The following is a 16,742-nucleotide window of genomic DNA, read 5'->3' as shown; positions in this document are numbered from 1 at the left end:
TGTGTAGATCAATAAGCCTGGGCAATGCCTGCGAATCCACTACTAAAATAGTATTCTGAAAGCAATTCACAACAACAAGAGATTCACGCACCGCAGTGGTTTGCCTGCGAATCCACTACTAAAATAGTATTCTGAAAGCAATTCACAACACGAGGTTATTCTTTATAAATAATTAAACCCCTGCGAATCCACTACTAAAATAGTATTCTGAAAGCAATTCACAACAATATACGTGAAGGTATCTATACCAAAACCCCTGCGAATCCACTACTAAAATAGTATTCTGAAAGCAATTCACAACTCTCTGCCTTTTGGTCGCGCACGCGCTGTTCCTGCGAATCCACTACTAAAATAGTATTCTGAAAGCAATTCACAACGATAATAACTTCGGAAAAGAAGCTGTTATGCCTGCGAATCCACTACTAGAATAGTATTCTGAAAGCAATTCACAACGATAAAGTCTAACTGCTTTTGCCTGTAAAGCCTGCGAATCCACTACTAAAATAGTATTCTGAAAGCAATTCACAACTATGTTACTGGACTGGGGTAAAGGCGTAGCCCTGCGAATCCACTACTAAAATAGTATTCTGAAAGCAATTCACAACGTATTATGGTGCTTTAAAGAATATTACCATCCTGCGAATCCACTACTAAAATAGTATTCTGAAAGCAATTCACAACTAATTTTATGAGGACCAGATATTCACCTTTCCTGCGAATCCACTACTAAAATAGTATTCTGAAAGCAATTCACAACTGATGTGCAGATCAATAAGCCTGGGCAATGCCTGCGAATCCACTACTAAAATAGTATTCTGAAAGCAATTCACAACGTTAAAAACTTCGATCTTGGAACAAAAAGTCCTGCGAATCCACTACTAAAATAGTATTCTGAAAGCAATTCACAACGAAAAAACGTGTTTCAAAAAATTACAAGTCCTGCGAATCCACTACTAAAATAGTATTCTGAAAGCAATTCACAACTAATTCATGCTCGTAGATGATAATGTTTACCCTGTGAATCCACCACTAAAATAGTATTCTGAAAGCAATTCACAACAGATGCGTTTTTCTCCAATGGGTGTTACGCCCTGCGAATCCACTACTAAAATAGTATTCTGAAAGCAATTCACAACAAAAAGCCTCTTAAAACAGCGAGTAAAAAGCCTGCGAATCCACTACTAAAATAGTATTCTGAAAGCAATTCACAACATGATCAAGACTGTCAATTTCCTTTAGCCTCCTGCGAATCCACTACTAAAATAGTATTCTGAAAGCAATTCACAACGGAATAATTAAAGGTCTTTTTACTCCCTGACCTGCGAATCCACTACTAAAATAGTATTCTGAAAGCAATTCACAACACGATATTGTGCGCTCTATATCAATGAGGACCTGCGAATCCACTACTAAAATAGTATTCTGAAAGCAATTCACAACACTAGAGCTTCTTTGCCTAAAGACCAAGGACCTGCGAATCCACTACTAAAATAGTATTCTGAAAGCAATTCACAACTGGATAAGTGTACGGTAAAATTTGAGGTCACCTGCGAATCCACTACTAAAATAGTATTCTGAAAGCAATTCACAACTAGTGTATCATTTATTTAACCTCTTTAGCGCCTGCGAATCCACTACTAAAATAGTATTCTGAAAGCAATTCACAACCAGTACTCTACAGTAATATGTATAGTTTCTCCTGCGAATCCACTACTAAAATAGTATTCTGAAAGCAATTCACAACACAGGAGTAGGAGTCATCACGCATGCAGTCCTGCGAATCCACTACTAAAATAGTATTCTGAAAGCAATTCACAACATACGTTGACTATCTGAAACATCTTGTTGACCTGCGAATCCACTACTAAAATAGTATTCTGAAAGCAATTCACAACACTAGAGCTTCTTTGCCTAAAGACCAAGGACCTGCGAATCCACTACTAAAATAGTATTCTGAAAGCAATTCACAACCTATAATCTCTTGTTACGTCGCTATTTGGCCTGCGAATCCGCTACTAAAATAGTATTCTGAAAGCAATTCACAATACCTAAAGGCATCGCTACTTTACGAGATTCCCTGCGAATCCACTACTAAAATAGTATTCTGAAAGCAATTCACAACCGACTTCTTTATAAGGTTAAAGAAATGGACCTGCGAATCCACTACTAAAATAGTATTCTGAAAGCAATTCACAACTAACGACCTCTTTGTTCTCTACGTAATTTACCTGCGAATCCACTACTAAAATAGTATTCTGAAAGCAATTCACAACATAAGCAATTAATTTTACACCCGATTTGTTTTTGAGCATTTCAAAAAAATTAGTGTTGGCTAGTTGATTTCAAGATAATTTAAAATTAAAAAGAGCACTTGAAGAACAGACCCTATTTACAACTATTTATCAATTTTGTTAAATTAGTACCCTGTGAGAAACCACCAAATCAACCAAATCATCTCCTTCATCCAAATCTTTACCCTCAAGCATACCGCTGCAAAGTATGTTATAACCTTGCTTTTTTAAATTCTCTGTTTTAGTATTCCAATCAACAAATTCCGTTTTGTCTGGAAACATGATAATTTTAAATTGTTTAACAGGTCTCAATAATTGCTCTTTAAAATTGTTTTTAGACCCTGTCGCCAACCACAATTCACCAGGAAACAAAATACTCATAATGATTGCTGTCTTTTCTGATTCAACAATACAAATTGTATGGATTACACTGTAATCACACAGGTTGTGCAAGCCAAACAAACATTGTTGTTGCACAAATCCTTGTATACACAGCACTTTATGCATCCATGAAATATGTGTATACGGTCTTTTAACCCTTTTACCAGTGCTTGTATCATACAACATTACTTTACCACAATACACCTCCATATATTCATTAACCTGCCAAAATATGGTAGCGCCATTCCAATGTGTTGATGTTCCAATAAAATATTTCTTAATAGCCTTTATAATATCTACATTACAAAAATGTCTGGTTAAATAAGTGATAAAATTATTGTTGTTGTAGTGCACACCAAAACTCGAAAGTACATTAATGTCATGATGACTAGGTTGTTTAACAACTGATCCTGTTAAAGAAACCAATGAAACGTTGCCATTTGGTTTTAAATGGTATTGGCATTTTGATTCGCGATCACATCTCCCCACATTTGCTTCCAAATAACATTGTTCTTCGTTGTCGGTATAACGAACAAAGGATTTTTTATGACAGGAGGGGCACGAGAATTTCTTACTGCTTTTGTCTAGACTATATTTAAACTGATTCATTTTTATATCTTATTGAAAGATTTACTCGTACTTCTCGTACCTATCGTACTTTTTATAGAAAGTACGAGAGGTACGAACTCAAACATTACCTTATCTTTTATTGAAAACATTATCAAACAAATACTGAATAGCTTCGCTGTCAGTCAAAACATCCACTTGATTTTCTATTTTCTTGAATTTTCTTTTCAGGTTGACATTACCCTGCATTAGCATAAATAACTGCATATACTCCTTTTCAGGAAGAGCTTTCGCTATAGTATGTACAGTATTTGCATCCATTTAAGAGTCTACTGGTTCATTCTTATTAAGAATTTTACGTATACCTCCCTCACTCAAGCCATATTGAGCGGCAATTTGTGTATTGGGCACACCTTTCTTATGCAGGCCTATTATTTCTTCATTTCTCACCGCATGGTTTGGTGAGGATGCTCTTCCAAGATGGTTTGCTTCACTATCAAAATCAACAAGTTGAAATTTTAAAAAATTATGATCTTGAAGTATCTCACAAACCACTACATTCTCCTCGTTGTATACACATCCTGTATTACGTTGTTTAATTTGTTTCAAATAGCGTAGACTGCTATCGGATGCACTTTCACCAATGGCAAATGCACTATCGCAGAAGTTGATGAGCATTTTGCTGCCAGCCAAATCGTTTTTTGTCAACGGTTTTGAAGAGTCCCTTTTTGGTGTATGTGCCAAAACCAAAATTGATATACCGTATTTCTTACCAATGGATTTTAGTTCTTTCATTAACGGTAATGCGTCTTTTGCCTTTTCGTTATCATTCCTCAAATAGGTGATATTATCCACCACTAATATGGTAGCTTTAGTATCTTCTAAGATTTGCACAACAGAATGAATCAAAAACTCTTCAAAGCTCTTGAACTGCTTTGGGATTTCCATCTCTGGATTAATTTCTGCTCTTAGGAAATTGTTTGAAAACTTATAATGATCCGAATAATTATTGGAATATCGTTTTTCAAACTGCTTGTCGGATAGTTCAAAATCAAGATAGATAACCTTTTGGGATCTTGCCTCTAACTCAAAACCAGTAATAGGAAGCCCTTTGGAAATACTCTCGCTAATTTGCATGCCTAATATGCTCTTACCTACATTGGTGTCAGCAAACAGAATGCATATTTCACCCTCAAACCAAAATACACCAAACAACATTTTGGGTATTGGTCTTTTTTTGGCAATATCAATCCATTCATTGGCTGTTTTCACTACAAAGCATTTGCTCCCATGGGCGGATTGTTCCAATACTTTGATGCTTCCATCAATTTCCTCTTTAACAGCCTTATAAGCAATTTTATCTATAAAAGGTTCAGAATGTGTTTTCATGTCTATAGGTTTTGTATTGTACATATTTCGTTATACATAATATTACAATCCAATGAAAACATATTATTTGGAACGCAGAACCAAAACTGTTTTCCTGTTCCGTCTGGTTGGTACAAATAATTGTTAAGATCATTTAAAACCTTCAGCAATTCAAAACGAAAATCGTTGGAAAATACTTGATCCTTAATAGCAAGCTCCAACATCCGTTTTATGCTTAAAACCTGCTGGTTGGATTCGTATACATAAGGATTCACAACCTTGCTGTATAACCATGTGATAAGAAATACATACTCTTTAGTTTCATGAAAGGGTGTTGAAACATACATTGTCATTCTTATAGGTATCACATTTTCCGTGTTTTCACCTTGATTGAAGTCAAAGTACCCTTCCAAGATATTTCTTGTATATTCGGAAGCGGTCATACCCTCATCCTGTGCAGCTAACTCAATTTGTTTCTTAAGAAGCTCGTCTATCCTGATGTTTAAAATCGATTTCATAATTAGGAATTTTGAGTTATGAATTGAACAACATCCGATTGTCGGAATCTGATGTTTTTATCGAATTTTAGAAAGCGAATTTTCTTGTCACGACGTAGTTTCCATAAAGTGACGCTACTGCATTTTAGCATCATACATACCTCCTTAGTATTAAGGAAGATGTCAGGGTTCGATTCTGAAGATGTGAGAAATGGACTGTTGTTGTATTCACGAATCAATTTTTCCAATAAGTCATTGTTCTGACTTATTAATACTATTAAGGTTTTCAGCAAACCTTTTAATGAGTGTTTATTCATAGCAATTAATTTAAATTAAAATTAATCACAATAAACTGATTATTAACTAATTATACTATGAGGAAAGGAGTATTTGTTAGGTGGAAACCCTGTAAAGTTAGGTGGAAGTGTGTATGTTTTAAGAGGGCATGTCAAATTAGCTTCTAGCCAACAGAAATGCGGTTAGATTTTTTTCATATTCTTGCAATCTTATTTTGTCGATATGATTACCCGATATTAAGGGATCTCTAATTTCTCCAACGGTAAAAGAAAGGCTAAAATGTTTATTTAATAAATTTGAAAATCGACTTTTGGAATTTTTGATTAGTTCCCTTTCATTAAGGACGTGAAAGAGACAGCTTAATTTTGCGAGATTGAGGTCATTCTCTGATTTTATAAACAAACCTAAAAATTCAAACCCATTTGGTGAACTAAATAATTTATCTTTAAACTCGTTATACGCATAATCCCAATGCGGATACATTGTAAAGTGCTCATTAGGCTGGAAATTATATATAGTGTTATATGACACCAAAGTCTTTAACTTAACTTCAAATTGAATGACCTCATATAAGTACTGATTTGTATTAATCAACATATCTGTAAAATAATTTTTATTTCCAGTTACGTAGTTTATTATTATTTCACGTTGATGAATAAGTTTGTATATGTAAGCGTTTCTTTTCCGTAGCAATAAATCAAAATAACTTTCAGGTCTTAATTCTTGTATGGAGGGATCATAAGCCATCTGCAGCTGGATGTCCTGTTGTAATTCCGTGAAGTGTTTTTTAAAATAATGAAGTGTGATCTTCCTTTTTTCTGCACCCTCACTTATACCCACAAACTCTCCAGAATACTTCAGATTATCGATAGAAGCTAAAAGTATTAATGTTTGTTCATAGTGTTCTAACAGAAAAAAGTATAGTTCGTTTTTGAACTTTTCAGTTAGAACCACATTGGGTTCAGGTCTTAAAACTGTTCTACTCCCTAGTTCTATAAATTTAAAATCTCGATTCTGTTCGTCATCTTGACTAGGAGACTGGACAGAAGGAAAGTTGAGTGGAGCCGCATAAACGGTAGTCATAATTTTCCTTTCAATCAATAAAGCGTTCTGATCATTAAAATTCATTTCTTCTAAATTGGATTCCTTTAATTCTCCGAAATATCTCATAGTCATTTTTTTTATTTTATGTATTCTGAATAATCTTCTGGCAGTTCGGCATCGATATCCCGAAGATACTTTTCCAGTGACGACATGGACGTATGCCCTGTAATCAACATGAGTTTTGATTTGCTCTCATAGGGTGTCATCGCTTTTCTGATCTCCCTATATAATTTCGTAATGTATGTATGCCTAAAGCTATATAAACCATAGTCATGTGACAAGCCAAAATGATCCTTGACCTTTTTGAATTGTTTAGAAAAATAATCCCTCTTGTTACTGTCAGAACCTGACCATTCCATACCTATACCAAATGGGGTGAAGAGATAATGTTCTGGATCAATTTTAGAAAGGTCTGGGATGTCCTTCCATAGAATTTCAGGAATGATCTTTACCTTTACAGGTTTGTTCTTTGCCCTGAAATACAGTTTTTTGTTTACCATGTCCACATCACCTATTTTGAGTCTACAAACCTCTATAGGTCTCAAAAAATTATAGGATATGAATTTTACAAACAACAACAAGGTTGCATCGTTTGATTCCAGATATTCCAATAACTGATCTTCCTGTTTTGGTGTATAGGTCTTATTGCGTGTTGGGTTTGATTTAAGAACGTTGATTCTTTTAACGAAATTGTCTTTGATAATGTCATTATCCTCCAATACTTGAAAAAAGGAGCTGATGTCTGTCCTTGTGTTGTTCCTGTTCCTTGCACTGGTAAGCTGCAATACTTCATTCAGATATGAAATGATCGTTTTCTTATCAATAGCATCGATTGGTCCAGTTAATTTATAGCCTTTGGCTAACAACCAAACCTTAAACCTATTGACCCTACTTTTATATCTGGAGTAGGATGTGTCCGCTAGCATACGCTTTTTAGTGTCCTCTACGATTTTGAATGCTTTTTCTAAGTCAATCGAAACGTCTACATCATGATCAGTTGTGACTGTGGGTTTGGTCGTTGATACAGTTGCTTTAACAACTCCATTCGATGCTTGCATATTGAGTTCTACAAATTCCTGTTTTTTGAGGTCGTTATTTTCATAGGGGTTGAACCCTGATGCCAACAGCAGCGACAAGTTGTTGCGCATAGTTTCCAGAAATTGGAAACGTTCTTTTTTGGTTTTGAACCTATTTCCCCCTGCCTTGATGTTCGGCTGTCTTTTTAATCGTCCCGAAACAGGTTCTTCAAAAGAATACCGTATGTACCAATCAGCAGCCAAGGCAGCTTGCTGTTCTTTCCTGGTTAATCTAGACCATTTGGAAATGTCTACTCCACCAGTATACAGTTTGGGTTCAGAGAATCTAGGTTTCATCTTAAAATCGTGTACGCTTTCGTGTACGTTTTGTAAAAGTAAGGAAATTGCGGACATAAAAAAACGGATTGTGAGGACACAATCCGTTAGTTTTATTGGCACTAGGCTTAGTAGCGGGAACTGGACTCGAACCAGTGACCTTCGGGTTATGAGCCCGACCCAAACCGCTTTTTCAACACAAACACTGGGTGTTCAAGCTGATAATTTTATGTAATCGTGTTCAAAACCGTGTTCGTTTTGTTTACATGATTAAACTATAAATATTAACCCAAAGGTATATGTTTTTTGAATGTAATCTTACCATTTTATTAGAAATTATTGAGGTGTACCTTTTTCATTTTTTTTCATAAAACCATATCCATAAAGAAACAGATAAATATCTCTTTTGAAATTTTTGCAATAGACGGTAAAGAATAAGGTTAAAGTATAATTATTTACTGATTCTCAACACAGCATTTACTGCTACTTTATTTCAACTTTTAAAAATCCGCCTGTTCTGTTTTAATTAATCATCTACCTTTATTTTAGAACCGAGGAGCTTCTTCAAGCGATATTCTATAATGATGGACGCTTTTACACCGCTTTCTAAGTACTTCGCGATTTTTTTTCCAATACCATCAAAATTGGGTAAAATTTACACGAACACTATTTTGCTTAAGATAGATTTATTTCGTTTTACATTGCTAACTTTATAAAAAACAACGACATGCTGAAAAAACACATTACATTGAAACACCTGTTTATTAAAGAAAAACAATGTATCGGCATTCAGTTCAATTCCGATAAAGTTATTCAGGCATTAATTAGAGAGTTACCAAATCCGAAATGGAGCAATGAGTTTGGTATGGCATATATTATTAACAACAAACCTAACCTCAATTTGATTTTTGATAAATTCAGAGGTGTGGCCTGGGTAAATTGAAATTATTTTTATAATGACAGAGAACTAAACAACAACAATAAAGCTATTAATGTTGAATGGTTTAGAACAAGATCAAAAAAAGAAAACTATAAGCCATGCCCAGAGGACTATCTGCTAAAATTGGAGTTGAAAAAATACTCGGACAGCACAGTAAAAAATTATGTCCATAGTTTTGAGGCGTTTATTAATTATTATAAAGACAAAGAACTGTTCAGCCTTAACGAGAATGATATTAGACTATACATTCAAAAGTTAGTTAAGGAGAATAAATCAAACTCTTCGATTAATATGGCCATAAACTCCATAAAGTTTTATTACGAAATGGTCTTGGGGATGCCCAATCGATTCTATTCCATAGAGAGACCGAGGAAAATATCCAAACTACCCAAAGTATTACCTAAGGAAGACATTATCTCAATTATCAACCACACAAACAACATAAAGCATAAATGCATAATAAGTTTGCTCTATTCTTCAGGACTACGAAGAAACGAACTATTGAATCTTAGATTGGAAGACATTGATAGCAAAAGAATGGTCATTAGGGTAGAACAAGCAAAAGGCAATAAGGACCGATATACTGTTCTCAATAAAATTGTTCTCGAAGATTTGCGAACGTATTTTAAAACTCACAGACCTAAAATATATTTGTTTGAAAACCCTATTTCCCAATCTAAATATAGTAGCTCTAGCGTCTTAAAGGTTGTTGTTAACTCCGCCAAAATTGCAGGTATTAAAGAAAGAGTAACACCTCACATACTTAGACATAGCTTTGCAACACACTTATTGGAAAACGGAACGGATATTCGCTACATCCAAATGTTATTGGGTCATAATTCAACCAAGACAACAGAAATTTATACACATGTGGCCACTAATTCATTTAAAAGAATTAAAGATTTGCTAACTTAGTGCGCATATAATAGATATATAGTTACCAGTAACTATATATATTTGTTGGCAACAATTTGAACGCAACCATTTCATAAGTTTTACGTCTATTAAAAAACAAAAACAATGAAAAAAAAGAATATTATTTTACTCATTTCAATAATGATATTTGGATTATTAATTAGCTGTAGTGATGACGATGAAAAAGAGAATGAATGTATTTCGAGCAAAACTGAATATGTTACTTCTATAAATTCACCGACCACAGGAGTGGTTAATGAAACGATTAACATTGAAGTGAATTTTCAAGTCTTTAATGGATGTGGAGGATTTGGAAAATTTATTGAAACTGAAAATGGAAATTCACGAGTTATTGAGGTTGAAGCAAAATATGTAGGTTGCATTTGTACTCAAGACGCACCAATACGAATGGTTAATTATGAATTTACAACAAGTAATGCTGGAGATTATGAATTGAATTTTAAATCAAGTCCGACTGAATTTATTACTGTTAATCTGACAATTAATTAAAAAACAGTTGCCAACACCGTGTATAATTAATTGCTTTGGCGAGTGCTTATTTGGAAAATTCTTTCAGAATTTTCTCGCGTTCGTTTTTGTTTACTAAATTAGTTGCTTAAACACGCAACTAATCATACACAAAACCGTTGTGTGCAATTTGAGAAAAATTTTGCCTTTATACCAATTTTTGGTATATTTGATAAAATTAGTAGTCAAATGAACAAAAACACATCAATATCACTCGGAAATTATTTTGACCAATTCGTCCAAAGTCGAATAAGCGAAGGAAGGTTTAAAAACGTTAGCGAAGTAATTCGTGCTGGATTGAGACTTTTAGAGGAAGAAGAAAGTAAGGTAATTGCTTTGAAAACCGCAATACAACAAGGCATTGACAGCGGAATAGCTCACGATTTTGACCCAAAAAAACATCTTGAATCTCTAAAAGCGAAAAAGCATTCGAATGGCTGAATATAAGTTGACGAACAAAGCTGTTGAGGATTTATCAAAGATTTGGGATTATACATTTGAGGTTTGGTCGGAAAAACAAGCTGACAAATATTACGATGAAATAATTTCTGATTGTCAAGAAATTGCAGAAAATCCAGATTTAGGAAAAAACTACGATGGAATATCAAAGCAACTTCTCGGATTGAAAACAAATCGGCATATTATTTTCTACAGAACATTAGAACAGGAATATGTCGAAATAACGAGAATATTGCACGAAAGAATGGATTTAAAGAAAAGAATAATCGAATAAAAACTGCACACAACAATGGCTATAAGTAATTGCTTGTTCTCGCCTACTTTGGAAATTCCTGCGGAATTTCCAACTTGGTGTGTACTTGCAAAGTTAAGTCCTAAACCACGCAACTACTCATAGCCGTGACCGTTAGCAATAATTTAAAAAAATGAGTTGGAAAAAAACAGATAATAGATTTGTAGCATTCTTTGATATTCTAGGATTTAAAGATATGGTTCAAACTAAAACGCATTCTCAAATCCTTAAAACCCTTGAGCAACTTAAAACTTATGTTGAAAAACTTGAAGGAATTGAATGGGGCGAAGAGCAAGAGAAAAAATCAAAATTAAAAATTGCTAAGAATCAAACTCGTTCTGTAACGTTTTCGGATTCATTTATGTTTTTTTCTAAAAAAGATACTATCGAAGATTTTTCAAAAATAATTGTAGATTCTTGGTTTTTTTTAAAAAAAGCGGCAAAATTAAAAATAGCTGTAAAAGCTTCTATTTCTTTCGGAGAAATTACTGTTGATTTCGATAAAAATTTATTTTTTGGTCAACCGATAATCGATGCCTATTTATTACACGAAGATTTAAATATGCTTGGGGTAATACTTGACCATAAGGCAGAAAATCAGATGAAGACTTATGATAAAAATGTTATGCTAAATAACTCTCTCAAGTTTCGTAAGGTAAACTTAAAATATGGCTCTGTTACACACACAATTCTTGGTTCAAATTCAGTTAAAATTTTGGAAGAATTTATAGAATTATTTAAGGAAATGTATACAATAACTTCAGGTAAACCTCGAATCTATATAGATAATACGGTGGCTTTTTATCAACTTTTAAAATCTGATAGAATAAAAGAAAATGAGAAGTAAAACTATTGCTAACAATGTATATAAAAAATAGCGCCAGCAGTTGTAAACACAAAGTTTCGGGCACTTTTTCGAGGTTGCCAAATTTTTAAATTTGGCTATTTGAGAAAAGAAAGATAAATAGAAAAATTTAAAAATTCGGCTCGAGTATAAACGAATTGATAGCGCCCTTTTTCAGCGCTACTTTTCATATACTTGACCGTTACCACACATTTGAGAAAAACACCATACATATCATTAATTTTAGTTCTTTTACTATCTGCTTGTCAAACTGACAAAAAACTGAAAGGAACTTGGATTGGAGACTATTCATCATCTATGAATTCTGAAAACTCAAATATGTTTTTTCCAATTCAAAATCTAATGACTTTTGAAAAAAACAAAGTCTTTGCTCAAGGTTCATTCAGGGATTTTGGAACTGACCAAATGAGAGAAAGTAAAAGAAATTTTTTCTCCGACAATATTGTTTTTAACGACGAATATTCGGAAGATAATCCTCTAGAGTATTATGAGATAGTAAAAGTAAACGCAGATTCATTAGTTGTTAAAATTCCAAATAACGACTTTTTACATATTTATAGAAAATTATCAGAAAAATTTAAGAACAACCAAAAGGCTGAACTGGTTGGAAAAACATTTTCTTGGAAAAATGATATCTTTCAAGACACTATTTACTTTGAAACTGACTCAACTTTTATGAGAAAATCGAATAAAAATCCGAAATTTAAAACATCACGTTGGGAGCGAATTAACCACAAAGGATTTGACATCTTATTTTTGGATGGAGACGTTCCTTACTTAATTGAAAACAAAAAAAATAAAACGATAGAATTAAGAACATTCCATAAAACTGAATTGAAACATACAATGACGGAATTGGAATAAAAAACGTGTGGTAACAACGTGTAAAAACAATTGCTAGGTCCGTGTTCATCGGAAAGTCCTGCGGACTTTCCTAACGTTACTTTTCTTTTGCTAACTTACAGGCCAAACCACGCAACTGTTCTTACACCAACCGTTAGCAAAAATTAAAAAACCGAACTCAAAAAAATGAAAAGAACATTTATAATTTTACTGTTCACTTCGATAATTTTACAATCTTGTTCGCCAAAAATTAGAACAAGTCTATCGAACAATGAATATAAGGCGTTAGACGATGAAAGTGAAATTTTGGTTATAAAGGAAAATGAAAAAATTCCAGCAAACTCAAATTTTATTGGAGAATTAAAAATCGGAGATTCAGGATTCTCAACAGATTGTGGTTATACCAAAGTTATTGATGACGCAAAAGAAACTGCTAAAAAATCGGGCGCAAATTTAATTCATTTAACAGAAGTTAAAAAACCAAATTTTGGAAGTACTTGCTATCGGATAAAAGCAAAGTTATATAGAAACTTGAATTCAGATGTTTTAGCGCAAATTTCGAAGAGCAGAAAACTTGAAAATAAATCAAGACTGCCTTCTGATGCTGATTATGCAGTTGTTTATTTTTATCGCCCAAAAATGTTTACTGGTTCAATGATAGGATTCAAAATTAGAATGGATGATGAAACTGTTATCGGAAGAGTTAGAAATGGAGAAAAGTTCAAATATAAAATTACAGAATTTGGAAAACACGAATTTTGGGGCAAAACTGAATCAAGGGCTTCAGTAATAATTGACATTGAAAAAGGACAAGAATATTTTGTAAGATGCGCAATGAATATAGGAGTTGCTGTTGGAAGACCAGAAATGTATGTAGTTGAAAACGAATTAGGAATTTCGGAATATGAATCGTTAAAAGAGAAAAAAAAGAAATAACTTTTGCTAACACCGTGTATAATTAATTGCTTCATTGAGCCTACTTGTGAAAATTCCTGCGGAATTTTCACGGGTTCGTAAAAGTTTGCTAAATTAGTTGCTGAACCACGCAACTAATCATACACAAACACGTTAGCCACAATATGACCAAAACCCAAATCAGAAATATAATAACAAAGATTCATTTCTACCTTTTGGGATTTGCTTTACTGAATTTCACCCTGAAAAGCACGATTGAAATAAGTCTGAATTATAGACTTGCTTATATTATAAACTTATTAGTTTATGGAAGTGGAATTATTCTATTTTTCTGGAATTTAAAGCCATTTAAGAAAATTGGATTTTACTTTAGTTTTTATGCAATTACGCCAATTTTGACTTTATTATTCTGGTTGTTTGGCGGAATATTTTTCGGAATTATAACTTCAATAGTTCTTTATCCTATTCAACCGAATGATATCGAATATAAGAAAGATAATTTTGTGATTTATCAAGAAAATCAAGGCTTTCTTGGAATGTGTTGTCCTTATAAGATTACGGAAAAGCAATTTCTAATACTTGAAAGGAAAATTAAAGAAATAGATTTAAACAATGAAATCGAATTTTATAATAATTCAATATATACAAAAAACGGAAAAACGGAATTGAAAATAAAATTTGAAGGATATCAATTTTTAGAAAGAAATTTGCCCGAAAAAGACACAATAATTTTAATCAAAAAAGAATAAATACTGTGGCTAACAACGTGTATAATTAATTGCTTTGGTCGTTGCCTATTTGGAAAATTCCTTCGGAATTTTCTCGCGTTCGTTTTTGTTTACTAAATTAGTTGCTGAAACACGCAACTAACCATACACAAAACCGTTGTGTACAATTATGAGAAACATCACGCTGACATTAATAATTGGATTTTTAATTCTGTCTTGTTCAAAAAACGAGCAAGAATTTAAAGCCGACTTATATTTCAAATTAATTGACATTGGAAGTTTCTATGGAGCTGATGAAAAGACAATTGAGAAATTTGAAAAATCTTTCGATAGCATACATTGGAGTAAAATGGCTGGAAAAGATGAATTAGAAATTATCCGAGTTTTTGATATTTTAAAGTCAAATGATTTATTAAAATCACCTTGGATAAACTTAAAAACGGAATCTGACATTAAGAAAATATATTTATCCGAAAAGGAATATGAAAAGTTAAAAGAGTTTGACCGAAACGAACTGATTACCGACAATAAAAAAGTTGAATTAAAAATGAAAGTAACAGAATTGGACAGCGGAATTTATTACTCGGACAAAATATCGGACTTAAAAATCGTTGACGGAAAAACTTATTGGAGAAAATAACTGTACACAACACCGTATAAAATTAATGGCTAGTTTTAACCTATTTGGAAAATTCCTGCGGAATTTTCTCTGGCAAGTATCTGTTTACTAGATTAGGTGCTTAAACACGCCACTAATCTTATACATCAACGTTAGCAAACATTAAAAAAACAAAAATTGATTGAATTCATTTTTATTACAGCAGGAATTTTAATACTATTTATACTTTTTTTGGGTTTTAAATCTGATACACCTAAACAAAAAGAGTATGACAGAAAATTAAAAGAAAGTTTAGCCGATGAATATATAATTGACCCAGAAACCGGAATTAAACTGACTTTGGAACAAGCTGAATCTGGACATTGGATTGCACATGAAAACGAATTTCGAATTATCCCTGAACATGAATTAGAAAAACTTCCAACTAAAGATGAGAGACTAGCGGAAATAGCCTTAAATTATCTAAGAGAAAGTAAGGAGTATTTGAGAACAGAACTTACAAATGAACAATTTGATTTTCTAGAGAAAACAAAAATCTTAACTGAATATGATGATTGGGAATATTCGAACCCATTTAAATTCAAAAAGGGTATTGTTTTATTGCCTTCTGTTGAATTAAATGGAACAATTCATTATAAAGAATCCCATCTAATGTTTTGGGTCAAAATAGACAATATCAATGGTCATTATTTCTTTAGAGAAAAGTCTTCTTCAGAAAAATTTCTTGACCTATTTAGAGATGATGATGACATAAAATTTTCAGATTATGAAAGCTTCACTTTAAAGAAAAGTCACAATATTATTCTAATAAAGAACCTATTGAAGCATTTCGAAAACGAAAAAAAATTAGAAATTGAAATTGATAATGAAAATCTATTTATAAAAACCACAAAACTTGTGAATCTAGATGACATTATTAGAATTGAAAAAATAGTAAAAAACGTTTGCTAACACCGTGTATAATTAATTGCTTTGGCAAGTGCTTATTTGGAAAATTCCTTCGGAATTTTCTCTGGTAAGTTTTTGTTTAATAAATTAGTTGCTTAACTACGCAACTAACCATACACAAGACCGTTATGCACAACCTAAAAAAAACCGATAAATGAAAAAACTTCTTGTACTAAAAGCCAGTGAAGATATTGAGCAAGCGGAAATTGACAATATTGTGAATCAAATATTATTGTACAATATTAAAAGTGACGTATTTGAAATAAACTCATTGTCGGATTTAAAACAAGCATTACAAAATGGAACCAAATATGATTATATCTACTTGGCAACTCACGGTTGCGATACAGATTTTGGGAATATTTCAGGAAGTTTAAATGTAACGTGGATTCAATTCGCAGCGCTGATTTGTTCTAGTGAATGTAATAAACCTGGGTCTATATTCCTGCATTCTTGCTGTCGTGGAGGCTTAAATCAAGTTGCTTGGAAAATGTTCCATTGTTGTGAAAATATAGAATTTATTTGTGGTCCTCGGAATAACATTTTACCAGTTGATTTAGTAATTTCATTTAATCTATTTTTATTCCATCGAGAAGTTAGAAAATTAGACCCTGTAGTTTGTGCAGATAAAGTAAGACAAGCTATTGATGTCAGATTAGTTTGTTATGATAGATTAGATATTGAAGTCGAACCTGCGTATATGCAACATTGTAAATTAATATCTGATGAAGTAATGGAAGCTTTTAATGAACTGGATTAAAAAAGGCAGTGCATAACACCGTGTATAATTAATGGCTGGTTTTAGCTTGCTTACGAAAATCCTTGCGGATTTT

19 protein-coding genes and 1 CRISPR repeat array (1 of these 20 cut by a window edge) are annotated in these 16,742 nt (G+C 32.8%); of the genes, 12 read left to right on the top strand and 7 right to left on the bottom strand.

The genetic code is table 11. The annotated features are described in order from the left end of the window. A CRISPR array of direct repeats spans positions 1-2,273; the repeat unit is 46 nt; unit sequence CCTGCGAATCCACTACTAAAATAGTATTCTGAAAGCAATTCACAAC; it reaches 1,190 nt to the left of the window's first position. A 138-nt stretch (positions 2,274-2,411) separates the two neighbouring features. The 7 genes from GQ40_RS00735 to GQ40_RS00710 form a co-directional block, all read right to left on the bottom strand. After that, positions 2,412-3,281: a DUF6371 domain-containing protein gene (locus GQ40_RS00735; RefSeq protein ID WP_047544868.1), complete on the bottom strand. Its 870-nt coding sequence runs from the start codon at positions 3,279-3,281 to the stop codon at positions 2,412-2,414. 90 nt (positions 3,282-3,371) lie between these two features. Further along, entirely contained in the window at positions 3,372-3,560 is a 189-nt protein-coding gene (locus GQ40_RS00730) for a hypothetical protein (RefSeq protein ID WP_047544867.1), read from the bottom strand. Next, positions 3,561-4,628: an AAA family ATPase gene (locus GQ40_RS00725; protein ID WP_081990243.1), complete on the bottom strand. Its 1,068-nt coding sequence runs from the start codon at positions 4,626-4,628 to the stop codon at positions 3,561-3,563. A gap of 2 nt (positions 4,629-4,630) precedes the next feature. After that, positions 4,631-5,125 (bottom strand): hypothetical protein, encoded by a 495-nt coding sequence (locus tag GQ40_RS00720; protein WP_047544866.1) that lies wholly within the window; start codon positions 5,123-5,125, stop codon positions 4,631-4,633. Between the two features lie 2 nt (positions 5,126-5,127). Then, positions 5,128-5,421 (bottom strand): helix-turn-helix domain-containing protein, encoded by a 294-nt coding sequence (locus GQ40_RS17905; RefSeq protein ID WP_081990148.1) that lies wholly within the window; start codon positions 5,419-5,421, stop codon positions 5,128-5,130. A gap of 136 nt (positions 5,422-5,557) precedes the next feature. Then, the gene (locus tag GQ40_RS00715) at positions 5,558-6,571 is read right to left on the bottom strand and encodes a hypothetical protein (protein WP_156115487.1); all 1,014 of its coding nucleotides are present in this window, start codon (positions 6,569-6,571) and stop codon (positions 5,558-5,560) included. 11 nt (positions 6,572-6,582) lie between these two features. Then, the gene (locus GQ40_RS00710; protein ID WP_047544861.1) at positions 6,583-7,935 is read right to left on the bottom strand and encodes a tyrosine-type recombinase/integrase; all 1,353 of its coding nucleotides are present in this window, start codon (positions 7,933-7,935) and stop codon (positions 6,583-6,585) included. A gap of 670 nt (positions 7,936-8,605) precedes the next feature. On the opposite strand from GQ40_RS00710, the gene GQ40_RS17875 reads away from it, so the two are divergent. The 12 genes from GQ40_RS17875 (at position 8,606) to GQ40_RS00650 (ending at position 16,669) form a co-directional block, all read left to right on the top strand. Further along, complete coding sequence (locus GQ40_RS17875; RefSeq protein ID WP_316931448.1) at positions 8,606-8,800, top strand: hypothetical protein; 195 nt, start codon at positions 8,606-8,608, stop codon at positions 8,798-8,800. A 45-nt stretch (positions 8,801-8,845) separates the two neighbouring features. Next, positions 8,846-9,712 carry a site-specific tyrosine recombinase/integron integrase gene (gene xerA, locus GQ40_RS00700; RefSeq protein WP_316931481.1) on the top strand — a complete coding sequence of 289 codons (867 nt, stop codon included), beginning with the start codon at positions 8,846-8,848 and terminating at the stop codon, positions 9,710-9,712. Positions 9,713-9,817: 105 nt separating this feature from the next. Further along, positions 9,818-10,222, top strand: coding sequence for a hypothetical protein (locus GQ40_RS00695; protein WP_047544859.1), 405 nt, complete (start codon positions 9,818-9,820; stop codon positions 10,220-10,222). A 207-nt stretch (positions 10,223-10,429) separates the two neighbouring features. Continuing rightward, positions 10,430-10,681, top strand: a complete 252-nt coding sequence (locus GQ40_RS00690; protein ID WP_047551221.1) for a type II toxin-antitoxin system ParD family antitoxin — start codon at positions 10,430-10,432, stop codon at positions 10,679-10,681. Next, positions 10,674-10,973 carry a type II toxin-antitoxin system RelE/ParE family toxin gene (locus tag GQ40_RS00685; RefSeq protein ID WP_047544857.1) on the top strand — a complete coding sequence of 100 codons (300 nt, stop codon included), beginning with the start codon at positions 10,674-10,676 and terminating at the stop codon, positions 10,971-10,973. The genes GQ40_RS00690 and GQ40_RS00685 overlap by 8 nt, the downstream gene beginning before the upstream one ends. Positions 10,974-11,124: 151 nt before the next feature. Next, on the top strand, positions 11,125-11,838 hold the full coding sequence (locus GQ40_RS00680; RefSeq protein ID WP_047544855.1) for a hypothetical protein: 714 nt from the start codon (positions 11,125-11,127) through the stop codon (positions 11,836-11,838). Positions 11,839-12,198: 360 nt separating this feature from the next. Beyond that, entirely contained in the window at positions 12,199-12,720 is a 522-nt protein-coding gene (locus GQ40_RS00675; RefSeq protein ID WP_156115486.1) for a hypothetical protein, read from the top strand. A 165-nt stretch (positions 12,721-12,885) separates the two neighbouring features. Beyond that, positions 12,886-13,635, top strand: a complete 750-nt coding sequence (locus GQ40_RS00670) for a hypothetical protein (protein ID WP_047544851.1) — start codon at positions 12,886-12,888, stop codon at positions 13,633-13,635. Between the two features lie 143 nt (positions 13,636-13,778). After that, a complete protein-coding gene (locus GQ40_RS00665) occupies positions 13,779-14,363 on the top strand; it encodes a hypothetical protein (protein WP_047544846.1) in 585 nt (194 codons plus the stop codon). A 148-nt stretch (positions 14,364-14,511) separates the two neighbouring features. Beyond that, positions 14,512-14,982, top strand: coding sequence for a hypothetical protein (locus GQ40_RS00660; RefSeq protein WP_047544845.1), 471 nt, complete (start codon positions 14,512-14,514; stop codon positions 14,980-14,982). 156 nt (positions 14,983-15,138) lie between these two features. Next, positions 15,139-15,912, top strand: a complete 774-nt coding sequence (locus GQ40_RS00655; protein ID WP_047544843.1) for a hypothetical protein — start codon at positions 15,139-15,141, stop codon at positions 15,910-15,912. A 151-nt stretch (positions 15,913-16,063) separates the two neighbouring features. Continuing rightward, positions 16,064-16,669, top strand: a complete 606-nt coding sequence (locus GQ40_RS00650) for a hypothetical protein (protein WP_047544841.1) — start codon at positions 16,064-16,066, stop codon at positions 16,667-16,669. The last annotated feature ends 73 nt before the right edge of the window (positions 16,670-16,742 follow it).

This window comes from Psychroserpens sp. Hel_I_66, from assembly GCF_000799465.1.
Lineage (GTDB): Bacteria > Bacteroidota > Bacteroidia > Flavobacteriales > Flavobacteriaceae > Psychroserpens.
The sequence above is the reverse complement of the archived record's forward strand: the minus strand, read 5'-3'. Positions and strand labels throughout refer to the sequence as shown.